We start from the raw sequence: 15,632 nt of genomic DNA on the forward strand, positions 1-15,632 counted from the left end.
GGAAGGTAATCACACATCGGCTTTTTCTCTCTTTGCTTCAATAGGTAAATCTCCTACTCTGTGAAGAGGCTATCTCCATGGGACTGAAGTATGTTAAAAGGCAGTGAGTACCCTTCTATCCGAGCATTAAGGACGTTTGTCGCGGTTGCAAATTACCTCAGCTTCTCTAAAGCGGCGGATGCCCTATGTATTACGCAAAGCGCAGTAAGCAAACAAATCGCATCGCTGGAGCAATTGGTGGGTTTACCTTTAATACAAAGAGGGGCGAGTGGTATTGAGTTAACCGAAGAAGGCAAGCGTTATCTGCCGCAAGTCACAGAAGCTTTGGAGCTTATTCAGCATGCAACTGCCAACTTAATCCAGTCAGATTCAAAGCAAGAATTACTCACCGTGGACGTAACCCCTTCTTTTGCCAGTCTTTGGTTGATACCTAATATTGATGACTTCCACCAGCAACATCCTAACATCCGAGTAAGAGTCTGTACCGGGGATGGGAACGTCAAAGATTCGAGCAACGAAAGTGACTTACATATTCGTTGTCTTCCATTGTCCACGCATTATGAATACAGCCACTTGCTATGCGAAGAAATACTACTATTGGTCGGTTGCACTAATACTCCTGCACTCAAGAGTGTGCACGCTGTTAGCGACTATCCGTTGATACCTCAAATCACTCGCCCTCAGTTGTGGGAGCAATTTAAGGCTGCACATGCAGTAGAATCAACCGTTACCTATCACTCTGTAGGCTTTGAACATTTTTACTTAGCTTACGAAGCCGTCAAAATGGGAAAAGGACTCGCCTTACTTCCTGATTTTATGGCGCAGAATTCTATTTTAAGAGGGGATATCCAACGTATTCTCAACCTATCTTTACAGAGTGGTTATGGTTATTACGTGATGATCCCAAATTATCGCCTATCGGCTAAGAAAGTGGCGGCGTTTTACGAATGGTTGAAGAGCAAACTAAGCTAATATTGTTTTCTTGAAATGCTTTTGGTAACCCAAAACAACTCAAAGACTTCAGTATCTGTCTGCTCCAAATTGTGGCATTCTCATTAACACTGTTTCAAAAGGATAAATGGATTGAAAGATATGGACAGCAACACGCCCAAACTCTCTTTACGCACCATTGAGCCGACCGATTACCCAGAGCTCGCGGAATTAATGGACCTTGTTTTTCCTGATGTTGGTGGCTCATGGCCACGCCTGACCATCATGGATCTCATTCATCAGTTTCCTGATGGCCAAATCTGTATTGAGGATAACGGCAAAATAGTCGGTGCAGCATTAACCATTAAAGTGGACTACAACCGCTTTTCTCTTCCTCACCTGTATACCGACATCATTACCGAAAACAACGTCATACAGAATCAAGTAACCGGTGATGCAATGTATGGTCTCGATGTATTTGTCCACCCAGACTATCGAGGGCTACGTTTAGGTCGCCGTTTATATGATGCGCGTAAAGAGCTTTGCCGTAGTAAGAACTTCAAAGCCATTTTAGCCGGTGGTCGCATTCCTAATTACCACCAATACGCAGATGAACTGAGCGTTGCAGAGTACATCGACAAAGTAAAACGCCGAGAGCTTCATGACCCTATTTTGTCTTTTCAGCTTGCTAACGACTTCGATGTAAAACGTATCATGCGCGGCTACTTGCCAGAGGACAGTGCTTCTAAAGGTTACGCGACACTGCTGGAGTGGGATAACTTTTTCTACGAAGAGGATATTCAATCCGTACACGATGTAGAAAAGACACTGATTCGGATTGGTGTCGTACAGTGGCAAATGCGCGCGATGAATGACCTGGAGGATTTGCTCGATCAGGCTGAGTTCTTCATCTCTTCTCTTGCGAACTATAAAGCCGATTTCGCCCTATTCCCTGAGTTCTTTAACGCACCGCTGATGGGCTTGCAAAACGACAAAAATTCCGTTGAAGCAATCCGCTTTTTGGCTAGCTTTACAGAAGAGATCAAAAACCGTTTCTCGCAGATGGCGGTCACCTACAACATCAACATTATTGCAGGCAGTATGCCCGTTATCGAAGATGGCAAACTGTATAATGTGGCCTACTTGCTGCAACGAGATGGTGAAATTAACGCTCAATATAAAATCCACATCACGCCTCATGAACAAAGAGACTGGGTGATTGACGGTGGTGACAATGTTCAAGTGTTCGAAACCGATGCGGGCAAAGTCGGCATACTGATTTGTTATGACAGCGAATTCCCTGAATTGGGAAGAATGTTAGCAGAACAAGGCGCACAAATTGTATTCGTTCCTTTCTGGACGGACACAAAAAATGGCTATCAACGAGTACGAATTTGTTCCCAATCGCGTGCCATTGAAAACGAATGCTATGTTGCAATTGGTGGTAGTGTTGGTAACTTACCTCGTGTTGATAACGTGGACATCCAGTACGCACAATCTGCCGTATTCTCACCGTCGGATATCTACTTCCCGCACGATGCGACCTTGACAGAAGCAAGCGCCAACACCGAAATGATGATCTTCGCCGATGTTGATTTGACTAAGTTGAAGCAACTTAATACCGAGGGTTCAGTAACCAACTTACGTCACCGACGCCTTGATTTGTATGGCGCATTTACTAAAGCTAAAGAGTCATAATGGTGTGCCTTATTCGCCGCCACACGGGAGCGTGGCGGCGAATAAAACAAGCAGCAGATTGATTCCGCACAATAATCAGAGGCATGTCAGTTTTTCTCAGCGGTAAGAAACAAGAATTGACCCAGTAGGACATTCGGAGTATCACTCCAACTTCGTTCCGCTTTTATTAGGGGAAAGCTTTTGGAACACATTAACGAACTTCTCATGTCAATGAAGCCTTTGCTCGAGCAATACGGCTACTTGGCGCTGATTGTCAGTATATTTCTAGAAGGGATAGGTGTACCGATGCCTGGTCAATCGCTGATGATCGCGGCATCTTTGCTCTCTTCAGAACAAGTCATGAACCTAAGTATGGTTATGATGGTATCGTGGCTAAGCTGCTTTTTTGGGAATACCTGTGGTTACCTAATCGGTTATTACTTTGAAGGCTGGTTGGATAAAAAAGGCTATATCTCTGGCCCGAAGATGCAAACACTTCAACTGACTATCCAGAAATACGGCCCTACGTGCTTGGTCGTCAGTCGCTTTATTGAAGGAATGAAGCAATTTATGCCTCTTGCATGCGGTATCGCGAAAATGCCACGTAGAGAGTTTTTGCTCGGTAACGCCCTCGCGGCGACGGTTTGGGTATTGGTATTCAGCTTGTTAACTCACTTTGCATTTGAACATTTAAGCGTGTTGAGCAACCTGTACACCGAATACAAATATCTGGTATGGGCATTTGCTGCTGTCTTATTTACGTGGATGGTTTTAGGTATTATTAAACGCAAAAAAGCCAAATCAATGCAATAACGACAGCCTCTTCATTAGCGCATAACTAAAGCTCGTGGTATCAGTGAGATACGTAATACGAGCTTTTATCTTTTTCTTTACGTGCAAAACTTAAACAGCCATTTAGACGTCTAGACGTTGACAATGCGTAAATGTGATATTAGTCTGCTCTTCTCTCTTATTATTAACATTGTCGTTTACATGTCCGGTTCCCAACAAACAACTAAAACAGTTGCACCTTCTGCGGTCGCACTGATCCCATTGATTGTATTCCTTGCGCTGTTTATTGGCGTAGGCACTTACTTATCTTTGCAAGGCGTTGAATTTGCCTTCTACCAACTGCCTGCACCCATCGCGGTATTACCAGCCATCATCATTGCGTTTCTTTTAAGTAAAGAGAAACTTAACCGCTCAATCGAACACTTCATGCGTGGTGTTGGCCACCCAGACATCATCGCAATGTGTATGATCTATCTGCTTGCAGGTGCCTTTGCTGCGGTAGCAAAAGCCTCTGGCGGTGTTGATGCAACGGTGAACCTTGGTTTATCCGCAATTCCAACCAGCATGATTTTGCCGGGCATTTTTCTGATTTCTGCTTTTATCGCCACAGCGATGGGCACTTCGATGGGTACCATCGCAGCCGTTGCCCCCGTAGCGTTGGGGATTGCTGAATCAGCAGGAATGAGCTTACCGTTAACCGCAGGCGTTGTGCTGAGCGGCGCTATGTTTGGTGATAACCTTTCTATCATCTCTGACACCACCATCGCGGCGACACGCTCTCAAGGTTGTGAGATGAAAGACAAGTTTAAAGAGAATATTCGTATTGCTTTACCTGCGGCGTTGATCGCGATTGCAGTGTTCGCTTTCAACAGTACAGCGACTCAAGTGCCTGCAACTGGCGATATTGAGTGGCTAAAGGTCTTGCCGTACATCACTATTTTGATCCTAGCGGTATCTGGTGTGAATGTGTTTGTGGTTCTGTCGATTGGTATCCTTTTGGCTGGTGGCGTGAGCTTGGCATCGATTGACAATTACGGACTGACTAATCTAGCCCAAGACGTATACAAAGGCTTTGGCAACATGCAAGAGATCTTCTTGTTGTCCATGCTAATTGGTGGTTTGAGTGAACTGATGCGTCGTCAAGGCGGCCTTGCTTTTCTAACCAATTTCGTTAGCAGCCTTATCCACGCGTTTGGCTCTAACCACTCTAAGCATGCCAACAGCCGCGCGAGCGAGCTAGGTATCGCAGGCTTGGTGTCGATGGTCAATGGCTGTACGGCAAACAACACCGTAGCCATCATTGTCTCGGGCAGCGTTGCTCGCCAACTGGCGGAAGAGAATAATGTCTCTCCTCGCCGCTCAGCAAGCTTGTTAGACATTTTCTCATGCGTGGTGCAAGGCGTGTTGCCTTACGGCGCTCAAGTGTTGCTGCTAGGTTCCGTATTCAACCTATCGCCAATTGAAGTGGTTGCTAATTCTTACTACTGCTTTGCATTAGCGATAGCTGCTGTTGTTGCGGTGTTTATCAAACACCCCGCACGTCAACCTGAAGTGCAAACTGAGAACTAGCGACAAATACCGAAAAGGCTCCGAAGGAGCCTTTTTACTTTCTTCTTTATTTTCCTTGCCGCGAACAGATTTACTTCAAAACTGAACGCAAACTTTGCGCACTGTGTAAAGGAATCGCAAAGTGTCTAGCCACATCGCGTAGAGCTTCCACCTGAGCCGCGTTACTGATTGCTAATTCGCCTGCCACATCGAAGTGGTTATTCTCAAACCCCACTCTCACATCGAATCCAAGTAACATCGCACTCGCTAAACAGTCTTGCTCTCGCGCGCCAAAAGCACAAATGGCACATCGAATTTCTTCCTCGTCAAAACGCGCCAAATTCAAACCTGGTAAATCCCATGGCGAAGACTGTTGAGCTTGGTGATAACGCCCTAACACCACCAATGCATGCTGATGCGTTTTAGGTAACACGCCCGCATCGCGTAGTTGGAAATAACGTTCAATGTCGGTTGTATCGTAGAGAATAATTTGGCTCACGATGCTGTTCTCTGCCAACCAATGGAAAAAGGCATGCCCTTCTTTCTCACTTGCGCGATCGGGGATTAACTCCCTCAATGCGAAAGAAGCCGCTTCTGGTTTCACAGCTTTGACTAACGCCCGCTGTTGTGGCGGAGAATATAAACCCACCGCTTCTGTGGTGAGCTGAACCACCATGGTTTCTCCCACCGATTCTTTCACGGCATGGTAAATTGCCATGTTGTCGTCGATGTCTAATGAATGACGTCCCTTGGCGTCTCTAGCATGCAAATGGATCATGGCAGCCCCTGCTGTTTGACAAGCGATAGCCTCTGCAACCAGTTCGTCCGTTGTCATGGGTAAGTTGGCGTGATCATGCTTGGTTTTTCTTGCGCCGTTTGGAGCCACGATAATGGCGATAGGTTCTCGCAAATATTGGTTTGCTACTTCCATGTCTCCGCCACCTCTTTTAACGTCAGTGAGAGTTTGCCGACTAGTTCATCAATATGATGAGACTGAATAATGAATGGCGGTGCGAGCAAAATATGGTACCCATTAACGCCATCAATCGTTCCGCCCATTGGGTAGCACATTAAGCCATTTTCCATTGCTCGCTGTTTGATGCGTTTGTCTGCCAATGTGGCTTTACTCAGAGGCGCCTTGCTTTCTTTATCCGCCACCAGCTCAATGCCCAAAAACAAGCCTTTACCACGAATGTCGCCAATGTATGGTAAATGGGCCAATGCAGAAGTAAGCTCTTTACGCAGCAAAACACTTTGCTGATTCACCGCTGTTAATAAATCATCTTGGAAGATGGTTTCAATGGTTGCCACGGCGGCAGCGCACGCCACAGGGTGCGCCATAAAAGTATGACCGTGTTGGAAAAAACCTCTTCCATCAGCAATAGCTTGATAGACTCGATCATTCGCAACCACCGCGCCAATAGGTTGATAACCCGCACCAAGCCCTTTAGCCATACAAACCAGATCGGGCTCTGCCTCTTCTTGCTCAAACGCAAAAAAACTGCCACTTCGCCCAACGCCACACATGACTTCATCCAAGATCAATAACACATCGTATTGGTCGCATATTTCGCGAATACGTTTGAAGTAACCTTGAGTCGCTGGCACAGCTCCAGCTGTGGCTCCCACAATAGGCTCGGCGACAAAAGCCATTACATTCTCAGCCCCCAACTCAAGAATTTTTGCCTCTAGCTCATTCGCCGCTCGCAATGAGTAATCCAATTCCGCCTCATGACTCTGCTGATAACGATAAGCATAGCAAGGGGCGATATGATGGCTCGGGTGTAAGATGGGTTTGAACGGTTCACGTCGCCATTCATTACCTCCGACAGCCAGAGCCCCCAAGGTATTACCGTGATAACTTTGCTGACGCGCGATGAATTGCTTTTTCTCTGGCTTACCTGATTCCACGAAATGCTGCCGCGCCATTTTTAGTGCCGACTCCACCGCTTCTGATCCTCCACTGACTAAGTACACATGGTTGAACTGTTCAGGCATGTGCTGACAAATCAATTCTGCTAGGCGCTCACTGCTGTCACTAGTAAAAAATCCAGTATGAGCAAATGGCACTCGCTCGATCTGCTCCAACATGGCTTTTTTAACGGCTTGATGACTGTGGCCAAGGTTTGATACCGCAGCACCACCGCAAGCATCGAGATATTGCTTTCCATGCTTATCGAATAGATAAACACCTTCACCTCTATCGATGATTGGCAGCGTGGCATGGCAGTGACGGTGAAATACGTAAGACATTTGAGTCCCTTCCAATGTGTAATACTTGTACACATCATCAGGAACAAACCCAAACGTGACAAGGGAATAAATCTCACCCTCTATGAGCTTTTGGAATACCACAAACCAAAAACACCAAACTCTTTGATATTTAAACAATAGAATAAAAATAGGCCAGCTTTTTTAAAGGCTGGCCTATGGGTAACCAAAAGCTAAAAACAGAATCGTTTTACGCGTTTAGTGCCTGTTCTAAATCGGCTAGAATATCGTCAATATGTTCAATACCCACCGATAAACGAATCATCTCTGGAGACACACCAGCTTGTTTTTGTTCTGCTTCGCTCAATTGACGATGAGTCGTCGATGCAGGATGGCAAGCCAATGATTTTGCATCGCCAATGTTCACCAAACGCTTAAAGATTTTCAAAGCATCATAAAAACGCACACCAGCGTCATAACCGTCTTTTAAACCAAACGACAAAATCGCAGAAGGCTTACCTTTCATGTATTTTTCGGCGAGATGGAAGTGTTCAGAACTTGGTAATCCGGCATAACTTACCCAACTGACTTTGTCATTCTGTTCCAAGAATTCAGCCACTTTGAGTGTGTTATCGGTATGACGCTCCATACGCAGCGGTAACGTTTCTAGCCCTTGCATAAGCATAAATGCATTCATCGGTGATAATGCGGCTCCGGTATTACGCAGTGGTACGGTACGCGCACGCCCGATAAATGCCGCCTCACCAAACGCTTCGGTATACACCACGCCGTGGTAAGAAGGTTCTGGTTGGTTGAAAACAGGAAAGCGGTCTTTGTGCTGCGCCCAAGGGAATTTACCGGAATCCACAATCACGCCACCTAATGTGGTGCCATGCCCACCAACGTACTTAGTGAGGGAGTGAACGACGATATCCGCACCAAATTCGATGGGTTTGCACAGCACTGGCGTCGCGACGGTGTTATCCACAATCACAGGTACGCCTTGTGTATGAGCAAGCTCCGCCACACGTTCTAAATCGATGATATTACCCGCAGGGTTACCAATGCTCTCGCAGTATACCGCTTTGGTATTTTCATCAATTAATTCGGCCAAACTTTCTGGCTTGTCATCTTTAGCAAACTTCACCTGAATACCCTGATTTGGCAGCATGTGCGCAAACAAGGTATAAGTACCGCCATAAAGTTGCGGCGTAGAAACGATGTTATCGCCCGCTTGCGCTAAGGTCAGAATTGCATAGTTAATCGCTGCACTCCCCGCACTCACGACCAACCCGGCAATGCCGCCTTCTAACGCCGCCATGCGCTTTTCCAGAACGTCGTTAGTCGGATTCATGATGCGAGTGTAGATATTCCCCGGCACTTCCAAGTTAAACAGATCAGCGCCGTGCTGCGCGTTATCAAACTCGTACGCAACCGTTTGATAAATCGGTGTCGCGACAGATTTAGTAGTAGGGTCAGTTTCGTAACCAAAATGGATGGATAGCGTTTCGTCTTTCATGTTCTTCCTTGAGCGTCATCGAGATAAATCGTGGACTTATCATGCCGACTTTTTAACCACAGAACCTCGTTATGGGTCACATTGCCTAAGTCCAGAATCGTTTATGAAATGGAAAAATGTAACATTTTTGATATTCATCGACGGTTATAACGTGCGCTTGATTGAAAGGCTTTAATCTAGTTGATAATCCTCCTTCAATATGAACTAAAGTGAATTTAACCTATTGCGTTCTCAAACTCATTAAGACTGGGGCTCAATAGGCAAAAACCTTACTCTGTATGGAGATGACCGATGAACAAAAACTGGATCCCTATTGCCCTCTCTGGGCTTGCTTTAACGGGGTGTTTTTCTGAAGAAGCGAAAGAAGCAGAAGCCGTCGCCGAGCCGCTAAAAGTAACCGCCGCAGACAAAATTTATTATGGTGGCGATATCCTAACCATGGCTAGCGATAAGCCAGAGTACGCCGAAGCCGTCGCGACATTAGGCGAGAAAATCATTTATGTCGGCAGCAAAGATGGAGCGATGGAACACAAGTTCGGGAAAACACAGTTGGTCGACTTAAAAGGCAAAACCATGTTGCCTGGCTTTGTTGATCCGCACAGTCATGTGTATGGTGTTGGTCTGCAAGCCATGGTCGCAAACGTGCTGCCATCTCCTGATGGCGAAGCCGATACCGTTGCGAAAATCATAGAAACTCTGAAAAATGCCGAGAACAATAATACGCAACGCCTATTCATTGAGAAAACGGGGTGGATTTTAGGTTTTGGTTACGACGACGCCCAACTGGATTACTACCCTACCAAAGCGGATCTCGATAAAGTCAGCACAGATAAGCCTGTATTGATCATTCACACTTCGGGGCATTTGAGTGTCGCAAACAGTAAAGCCTTAGAGCTAGCAGGCATCACATCAGAATCGGAAGATCCAAAAGGTGGCATTATCCGCCGAATGGAAAACAGCCAAGAGCCAAATGGTGTCCTAGAAGAAAACGCGCACTTTGCAATGCTGTTCAACCTCAATAAGTTGATTGATTCAGAGCTTCAAGATCGCATGTTAGAAGCCTCACAAGGTATGTACGCGAAATATGGCTATACCACAGCTCAAGAAGGACGAGCGACATCAGAAGGTTATGAAGCGATGAAACGCGCGTCGAAAAACGACAAGCTGATGATCGACTTGGTTGCTTACGCCGATATGGTATCGAGCAGTGATTTTATGGACTCGGAATACAACACGCCAGAGTACACAAACCATTTCCGCATCGGTGGCGTAAAGCTGAACTTTGATGGCTCTCCACAAGGTAAAACGGCATGGCTAAGTCAGCCTTACTTCCACCCGCCACATGGACAAGATAAAGACTACGCTGGCTACCCAACCTTTGAAGATCAACAAGCTTACGATTACGTAGAAACGGCCTTTAAAAATGAATGGCAAGTGCTGACGCATGCCAATGGTGACGCTGCGATCGAGCAATTTATCAATGCGGTAACCAAAGCAAATGAAAAGCTAGGAAAGCAAGACCGCCGACCTGTACTCATTCACGGCCAAACCATGCGCCAAGACCAAGTGGATCGCTTAGCTGCGCAAGGCATCTTCCCTTCTCTATTCCCAATGCATACTTTCTATTGGGGTGACTGGCATGTGGACTCGGTACTCGGCCATCCTCGTGCCGATTTCATTTCACCAACCCAAGCGGTGAGAAAGGCGGGGTTAAAATTCAGTACACACCATGACGCACCTGTGGCGCTGCCAAGTTCATTCCGAGTATTGGATGCGACCGTCAATCGCACCACCAGAACCGATAAAGTACTGGGGCCAGATCAGCGCGTTGACACATACACCGCGCTGCAAGCCATGACCATTTGGCCGGCTTACCAACACTTTGAGGAGTCGTATAAAGGTTCTATCGAGGTGGGTAAGAATGCGGATTTAATCATCCTCGATAACAACCCGATAAAGATTGAACCTAAGGCGCTAAAAGACCTAAACGTGGAAGAAACCATCAGCCGAGGCGAGTCGGTTTATCAACGACAGTAATCCAAAATAAAACACCGCCGTCATCGAGGCGGTGTTTTCTATCTGACTCACCAAGTACTATATCTATTTGTTCGCCACTTGCTGTAATAACCAAGTACGAAACTTGTTTGTGGACTGGCTTCGTGTGTTCATGATCAAGTAGTACCCTGCATTGGCTGGAACCGGCTGAAAGGGAGAAACTAAACGCTCTGTCGTCAATTCATCCTCAATCAGTGCCATTCGTGCCATCGCAATCCCAACTCCTGCTTCCGCCGCAGACATCGCCATATCCGTTCGATTGAAAAAGTGTCCAACATCGGTTTTAAAATCCAATCCCATTGCTGACGCCCAATATAGCCACTCATAGTCACGCGTCGCTTTTTCCCATGGCATCGCATCGTGTAGTAGCGTCGCCTCCTGCCATTGCTTCACTGACATTAAGGATTCTTGTTCATCAAAAGGCACTTTTAGCCAACCATGATCCTCAAGGTACTTCGGACTCATTACGGGCAGCAGTTGCTCATCCAAAATCAACTCCGCGTTAGCATTTCGGTAAGGATGAAGACCATAGTCTATCGCGACGTCATAATCTTTTATCTCACTATTCACTAACGCCCCTTCCGCAAAGATTTGCACTTGGATATCCGGGTTCGCGTGATGAAAACTTTCCAGCTTTGGGACTAACCATTTAAAAGCAAAAGAAGGCGTTAATTTTAAGCGAATCTCATTGGTGTGCTTTTCTACTTTGAGCTCATCAAGCAGTTTGCTCAGCTCGGAAAAGTGAAACTGCGTCGCTTGGTGTAACTGAGTGCCTTTAGCGGTTAAACGAATACCGCGGGAATGGCGTTCAAATAAAGTAAAACCTAATAACGCTTCCAAGTGAATAATTTGTTGGCTCACGGCTCCCGTAGTGAGGTGCAAAAACTTAGCCGCGCCAGTAAAGCTGCTGTGTTCTGCGACTTGGCTAAACAGACACAAGCCACTTATTAAATTACTTCTCATCCTTGAGCCTATAGTTTTTCTAAACGCTGTATGTAATTTATATCGATTGTTAACAAAAGGTAAAGAAAAGAAACTAACCACTCAGATAAATGTGTGGAGTACATCAATGGAAGTCATCGTATTAGGCAGCGGCGTCATCGGCTTAACCTCTGCTTGGTATTTATCTCAAGCAGGCTATCAAGTTACCGTTATTGACCGTCAACCAAGCAGTGCAATGGAAACAAGTTTCGCCAATGCTGGGCAGATCTCGTATGGCTATTCTTCGCCTTGGGCTGCGCCTGGTGTTCCTGTTAAAGCCATAAAGTGGTTAATGGAAGAGCATGCTCCACTCAAAATCAAACCAACCCTCAATGCCGATATGATCAGTTGGGCAAGTAAGATGGTGGCCAACTGCACCCTGTCTCGCTACCAAGTCAACAAAGCTCGCATGCTTTCGATAGCTAACCACAGCCGCATGTGTCTGGAACAATTACGTCAAGAACATGCCATTGAATATCAAGGTCGCCAGTTCGGCACCTTGCAAGTATTTCGAACGCCTCAACAGCTGCAAGCCATTGAAAAGGATATGCAGCTTCTAGAGCAAAGCGGGACTCGGTTTGAGTTGATGGACGTAGAACGCTGCATTGAACAAGAACCTGGACTGGATCTTGTGAAAGATAAACTGGTTGGTGGCTTGCATCTGCCAGATGACGAAACAGGCGATTGCTATCAGTTTTGCCAACAACTAACAGAGCTCGCTAAGGCCCATGGGGTGAGGTTCGAGTTCGACACCGAAGTAAGCAATTGGGTTACAGTAGGCAAAAAGATCATAGGTGTCCAAACGAATCGAGGACAGTTTAAAGCGGACCAATATGTGGTTGCCTCTGGCAGCTATTCTACAGCGCTACTCAAGCAACTCGACATTGAGATTCCTGTCTATCCAGTAAAAGGCTATTCGCTCACCATCCCAATGGAAGATGAGCACTTCTCTCCTCGCTCTACTGTGATGGATGAAACCTATAAAGTCGCCATGACTCGGTTTGATGACAGAATTCGCGTAGCGGGCACCGCAGAATTAGCAGGGTTTGATGCCTCCCTTCCGCAAAAAAGAAAAAATACCATCGAAATGGTCATCCGTGATCTTTTCCCTCGCTGCGGCAACTTTAGCCAAGCCGAGTTTTGGAGTGGCTTTAGACCAATGACGCCTGATGGCACACCGATTATCGGCGCAACTAAATACGATAACCTTTTTACTAACACCGGACACGGCACTCTGGGTTGGACTATGGCTTGTGGTTCTGGCCACTTGCTAGCGAGCATTATGGTTGGTGAAAAAGCGAAAGTGATGGATGACACAGAGCTTAACCTTTGCCGTTATGCATAAGGGCATATCTGCATAAAAAACAAACAGGCCTTTACTCCACAAAATGCATAATATTTGGCATTTTCAACTCATCAAATATGCAGCACATTTTAATGACAATATGCTGCATATTTAATCACCAGACAAATCTTCTACCCCAAAGGAGCAAATAAGCAACAAGAACTAAATTTTAACAATCACTCTCTATTCTGTGTTCACCATCACGCTATAAAGGATTTATAGCCAAAAAAGTTAACAATTGCATTACATAAAGGGTAATGTATTGTGTGAAAAACAACCACAAACACAACTAACAGGGAAAATACTCATGCAGTCATTAGTTGATTTTCTGAATGGAATTATTTGGAGCCCGGTACTGATCTATTTGTGCCTTGGTGCAGGTTTGTTCTATTCAATCATGACGCGTTTTGTACAAATTCGTCACTTCTTTGAGATGTGGCGCTTATTACTTTCAGGGAAGAGTTCAACAAAAGGGATATCGTCATTTCAGGCACTTGCCGTTTCACTATCTGGCCGTGTAGGTACAGGTAACATTGCTGGTGTTGCTGCCGCTATCGGTTTCGGTGGCCCAGGCGCCGTATTCTGGATGTGGGTCGTTGCCTTCTTTGGCGCTGCAACCGCATACGCAGAGTCGACACTTGCGCAAATCTATAAAGAAGAAGACGAAGGTGAATTCCGTGGTGGTCCTGCTTACTACATTGAAAAAGCAATGGGACAAAAATGGTACGCTTGGATCTTCGCTATCGCGACCATCTTTGCATGTGGTGTTCTACTTCCTGGCGTTCAATCGAACAGCATCGGTAACGCAGTAGAAGCAGCATTTGGCTCAGGTGACATGATTGAAACCGCTATTGGTACCTTCAGTTTTGCTAAAATTTTCACTGGTACGGTTGTCTGTGTCATTCTGGCCTTCATCATCTTCGGTGGCGTAAAACGTATTGCAAACTTTACCCAAATCGTTGTGCCATTTATGGCGCTAGCTTACATCATCACTGCATTTGTCATCATCCTTCTAAACATTGGTGAGGTTCCACGCATTTTCGGCATGATCATTGGTGACGCGTTTACACCAATGGCAGGTGTTGGTGCGGCAATCGGTTGGGGTGTAAAACGTGGCGTTTACTCCAACGAAGCAGGTCAAGGTACTGGTCCTCACGCAGCAGCTGCAGCGAGTGTTGATCACCCAGCTCAGCAAGGTCTTGTTCAATCTTTCTCTATTTACATCGATACACTACTTGTGTGTTCAGCAACCGCGTTTATGATTCTTATCACTGGCGCGTACAACGTAAATGGTGCAGTTGAAGGTACGTTCCTAATTCAAAACCTACCGGCTGATATTGGTGCGAATGGTCCTGTATTTACGCAAATGGCGATCGAAAGTGCACTACCTGGCGTGGGTAAACCATTCATCGCAATCGCACTTTTCTTCTTTGCGTTTACGACCATTCTGGCTTACTACTACATTGCAGAAACGAACATTGCTTACATTCGTCGTACATTCAAAGTAAATGGGTTGATGTTTATTCTGAAAGTCATCATTATTTCATCCGTGTTCTACGGAACCGTGAAAACCGCCAACTTAGCCTGGGCGATGGGTGATGTAGGTGTAGGTCTAATGGCATGGCTTAACATCGTCGGTATTTTGATCATCTTCTTTATGTCGAAACCAGCTCTCAAAGCATTGAACGATTACGAAGAACAACAAAAACATGGTGTGACCGACTTTACATTCAACCCTGTAGCGCTAGGCATTAAAGGTGCAGATTACTGGGAAGATAAGTACAAGCGTAAAACGGGTAAGGCACCAACGGCAGACAACAGTACTACAGAAACTGTTGAACAACCATCAACATAGCCTTAACGCATAAACAAGAAAAAGCAGTGGTCCGTTTAAGGGCATAAAAAAGGGGATTAACCATTGGTTAATCCCCTTTTCTGCATTATGTGTAAAGGATTAAGCAGCGACAGCTTCAACTTTACGAGCGATTTTTGCTTTACCTACAGGTAGAACTTCACGACCAAATTCGTTGTTTAGTACTTGTGCCATTGCGAAGTAAATCGCGCTTGCACCACAGAAGATACCTTCGAAACCAGCGATAGCACCGATCACTTCACTACCAGTAAAGTCACGAGCTGCGAGTAGGAAGAACAAGATAGTTAGAGAACCAAATACCACTTGCTTCGCTGTTGGGTAGCATAGAGAACCAATGAACATGAAACCAGTGAAGATGCCCCAAAGCGCTAGGTACCAACCCATAAAGCTTGCTGGGCTTGCAGGAAGACCCATATGAGGCATTACGATCAAGCCTACTAGTGTTAGCCAAAATAGACCGTAAGAAGTAAACGCAGTTGTGCCGAACGTGTCGCCGCGTTTAAAGCACATGATGCCAACGATTACTTGGCTAAGGCCACCGTAAAAGATGCCCATCGCTAGAATCATAGAGTCAATTGGGAAAAATCCTGCGTTATGAATATTGAGCAGAATAGTGGTCATACCGAAACCCATTAGACCTAGCGGTGCTGGGTTAGCCAGTTTTGTCGACATGTACAAATACCTTTTTTCAAAAATGTTGA

General features: G+C 45.8%; 12 protein-coding genes. 7 read left to right on the top strand and 5 right to left on the bottom strand.

Annotated elements, in window-relative coordinates; genetic code table 11:
• Positions 1 to 90: 90 nt before the first annotated feature.
• The 4 genes from CAG69_RS06140 (at position 91) to CAG69_RS06155 (ending at position 4,968) form a co-directional block, all read left to right on the top strand.
• Complete coding sequence (locus tag CAG69_RS06140; RefSeq protein ID WP_161443196.1) at positions 91 to 972, top strand: LysR family transcriptional regulator; 882 nt, start codon at positions 91 to 93, stop codon at positions 970 to 972.
• A gap of 120 nt (positions 973 to 1,092) precedes the next feature.
• On the top strand, positions 1,093 to 2,628 hold the full coding sequence (locus CAG69_RS06145; RefSeq protein ID WP_161443199.1) for a bifunctional GNAT family N-acetyltransferase/carbon-nitrogen hydrolase family protein: 1,536 nt from the start codon (positions 1,093 to 1,095) through the stop codon (positions 2,626 to 2,628).
• Positions 2,629 to 2,832: 204 nt separating this feature from the next.
• Positions 2,833 to 3,420, top strand: coding sequence for a DedA family protein (locus CAG69_RS06150; RefSeq protein ID WP_074190960.1), 588 nt, complete (start codon positions 2,833 to 2,835; stop codon positions 3,418 to 3,420).
• Positions 3,421 to 3,600: 180 nt separating this feature from the next.
• Positions 3,601 to 4,968, top strand: a complete 1,368-nt coding sequence (locus CAG69_RS06155; RefSeq protein WP_161443215.1) for a Na+/H+ antiporter NhaC family protein — start codon at positions 3,601 to 3,603, stop codon at positions 4,966 to 4,968.
• A gap of 70 nt (positions 4,969 to 5,038) precedes the next feature.
• Here the strand turns inward: CAG69_RS06155 and CAG69_RS06160 are convergent, their stop codons facing one another.
• The 3 genes from CAG69_RS06160 to CAG69_RS06170 all read right to left on the bottom strand — a co-directional run bounded on the left by CAG69_RS06160 (position 5,039) and on the right by CAG69_RS06170 (position 8,677).
• The gene (locus tag CAG69_RS06160) at positions 5,039 to 5,878 is read right to left on the bottom strand and encodes a 3-keto-5-aminohexanoate cleavage protein (protein WP_161443201.1); all 840 of its coding nucleotides are present in this window, start codon (positions 5,876 to 5,878) and stop codon (positions 5,039 to 5,041) included.
• A complete protein-coding gene (locus tag CAG69_RS06165) occupies positions 5,869 to 7,200 on the bottom strand; it encodes an aspartate aminotransferase family protein (RefSeq protein WP_161443203.1) in 1,332 nt (443 codons plus the stop codon). Before CAG69_RS06165 ends, CAG69_RS06160 begins: the two co-directional genes overlap by 10 nt.
• A gap of 208 nt (positions 7,201 to 7,408) precedes the next feature.
• A complete protein-coding gene (locus CAG69_RS06170) occupies positions 7,409 to 8,677 on the bottom strand; it encodes an O-acetylhomoserine aminocarboxypropyltransferase/cysteine synthase family protein (RefSeq protein ID WP_161443205.1) in 1,269 nt (422 codons plus the stop codon).
• Positions 8,678 to 8,968: 291 nt separating this feature from the next.
• On the opposite strand from CAG69_RS06170, the gene CAG69_RS06175 reads away from it, so the two are divergent.
• Complete coding sequence (locus CAG69_RS06175) at positions 8,969 to 10,714, top strand: amidohydrolase (protein ID WP_161443207.1); 1,746 nt, start codon at positions 8,969 to 8,971, stop codon at positions 10,712 to 10,714.
• A 63-nt stretch (positions 10,715 to 10,777) separates the two neighbouring features.
• On the opposite strand, the gene CAG69_RS06180 is transcribed toward CAG69_RS06175, so the two are convergent.
• A complete protein-coding gene (locus tag CAG69_RS06180) occupies positions 10,778 to 11,695 on the bottom strand; it encodes a LysR substrate-binding domain-containing protein (RefSeq protein WP_161443209.1) in 918 nt (305 codons plus the stop codon).
• Between the two features lie 106 nt (positions 11,696 to 11,801).
• Between CAG69_RS06180 and CAG69_RS06185 the strand changes: the two genes are divergently transcribed.
• Entirely contained in the window at positions 11,802 to 13,058 is a 1,257-nt protein-coding gene (locus CAG69_RS06185; RefSeq protein WP_161443211.1) for a D-amino acid dehydrogenase, read from the top strand.
• 307 nt (positions 13,059 to 13,365) lie between these two features.
• The gene (locus CAG69_RS06190; RefSeq protein WP_161443213.1) at positions 13,366 to 14,913 is read left to right on the top strand and encodes an alanine/glycine:cation symporter family protein; all 1,548 of its coding nucleotides are present in this window, start codon (positions 13,366 to 13,368) and stop codon (positions 14,911 to 14,913) included.
• Between the two features lie 99 nt (positions 14,914 to 15,012).
• Here CAG69_RS06190 and CAG69_RS06195 read toward each other — a convergent pair whose 3' ends face one another.
• The gene (locus CAG69_RS06195) at positions 15,013 to 15,603 is read right to left on the bottom strand and encodes an acetate uptake transporter (protein ID WP_005391518.1); all 591 of its coding nucleotides are present in this window, start codon (positions 15,601 to 15,603) and stop codon (positions 15,013 to 15,015) included.
• Between the last annotated feature and the right edge of the window lie 29 nt (positions 15,604 to 15,632).

It is taken from the genome of Vibrio sp. V43_P6S15P86 (assembly GCF_009904725.1).
Lineage (GTDB): Bacteria > Pseudomonadota > Gammaproteobacteria > Enterobacterales > Vibrionaceae > Vibrio > Vibrio diabolicus.

What these genes read in the sequence shown, in the direction of transcription:
- CAG69_RS06140 (WP_161443196.1), top strand. Translation starts at nt 91, where the DNA reads ATGTTAAAAGGCAGTGAGTACCCTTCTATCCGAGCATTAAGGACGTTT.
- CAG69_RS06145 (WP_161443199.1), top strand. Translation starts at nt 1,093, where the DNA reads ATGGACAGCAACACGCCCAAACTCTCTTTACGCACCATTGAGCCGACC.
- CAG69_RS06150 (WP_074190960.1), top strand. Translation starts at nt 2,833, where the DNA reads ATGTCAATGAAGCCTTTGCTCGAGCAATACGGCTACTTGGCGCTGATT.
- CAG69_RS06155 (WP_161443215.1), top strand. Translation starts at nt 3,601, where the DNA reads ATGTCCGGTTCCCAACAAACAACTAAAACAGTTGCACCTTCTGCGGTC.
- CAG69_RS06160 (WP_161443201.1), bottom strand. Translation starts at nt 5,878, where the DNA reads ATGGAAGTAGCAAACCAATATTTGCGAGAACCTATCGCCATTATCGTG.
- CAG69_RS06165 (WP_161443203.1), bottom strand. Translation starts at nt 7,200, where the DNA reads ATGTCTTACGTATTTCACCGTCACTGCCATGCCACGCTGCCAATCATC.
- CAG69_RS06170 (WP_161443205.1), bottom strand. Translation starts at nt 8,677, where the DNA reads ATGAAAGACGAAACGCTATCCATCCATTTTGGTTACGAAACTGACCCT.
- CAG69_RS06175 (WP_161443207.1), top strand. Translation starts at nt 8,969, where the DNA reads ATGAACAAAAACTGGATCCCTATTGCCCTCTCTGGGCTTGCTTTAACG.
- CAG69_RS06180 (WP_161443209.1), bottom strand. Translation starts at nt 11,695, where the DNA reads ATGAGAAGTAATTTAATAAGTGGCTTGTGTCTGTTTAGCCAAGTCGCA.
- CAG69_RS06185 (WP_161443211.1), top strand. Translation starts at nt 11,802, where the DNA reads ATGGAAGTCATCGTATTAGGCAGCGGCGTCATCGGCTTAACCTCTGCT.
- CAG69_RS06190 (WP_161443213.1), top strand. Translation starts at nt 13,366, where the DNA reads ATGCAGTCATTAGTTGATTTTCTGAATGGAATTATTTGGAGCCCGGTA.
- CAG69_RS06195 (WP_005391518.1), bottom strand. Translation starts at nt 15,603, where the DNA reads ATGTCGACAAAACTGGCTAACCCAGCACCGCTAGGTCTAATGGGTTTC.